Genomic DNA, 701 nt, shown 5'->3' with positions numbered 1-701 from the left:
ACCATCACCGACAGCGCAGGCGCTGTGCAAACCATTGAGACCCTAGTTGGCAGCGATGGCCACTGGAACATTGAGATTCCAGGTGCCCTTGCACAAGGTGACTTTACTGTAAGCGCGAGTATTACCGATGCGGCAGGCAACGAGAGCACAGCAAACAGCAGTGGTAATGTGGATACTATTACGCCAATCGTCACCGTTGATGCACTGGGCTTGGGTAACGACAGCACCCCAGTGATTAGTGGTACTTCAACAGAGCCTGAAGGCACCGTTGTAAACATTGTTATTACTGACAGTAACGGTGATGAACACCCAGTCACCGCCACCGTGGATGCAAACGGTGACTGGCAAGCAACCAGCCCTGAATTACCGGATGGAAGCTACACCGTGCAAGCCAGTATCACCGATGATGCAGGCAACACCGGTGGTGCGACACAAACGGGCAACCTAGATACCTTAGCGCCAACACTGACGTTAGACACAGTCGGCGCAACCAACGACAGCACGCCGACAATCAGCGGAAGCAGCAATGCGCCAGCGGGCACAGTGATAAACATCAGTGTAAGCGACGGCACCACAACAGAAACGTTTACTGCAACAGTACAAGCCGATGGCAGCTGGTCAGCAGATGTACCGAACGCGTTAACTGATGGTCCACTCACTATTGAAGCAAGCGTTAGTGATAACGCCGGTAATACCACTAC

1 protein-coding gene is annotated in these 701 nt (G+C 52.9%); it reads left to right on the top strand.

Annotation, left to right across the window (positions count from 1 at the left end):
- Positions 1–701, top strand: a 701-nt coding sequence (locus tag H5160_RS20110) for an Ig-like domain-containing protein (protein ID WP_182738538.1), incomplete at both ends; no start/stop codon positions are given.

Source organism: Pseudoalteromonas sp. SG43-4 (genome assembly GCF_014164325.1).
In the GTDB taxonomy this organism is placed as follows: domain Bacteria; phylum Pseudomonadota; class Gammaproteobacteria; order Enterobacterales; family Alteromonadaceae; genus Pseudoalteromonas; species Pseudoalteromonas distincta.
The sequence above is the reverse complement of the archived record's forward strand: the minus strand, read 5'-3'. Positions and strand labels throughout refer to the sequence as shown.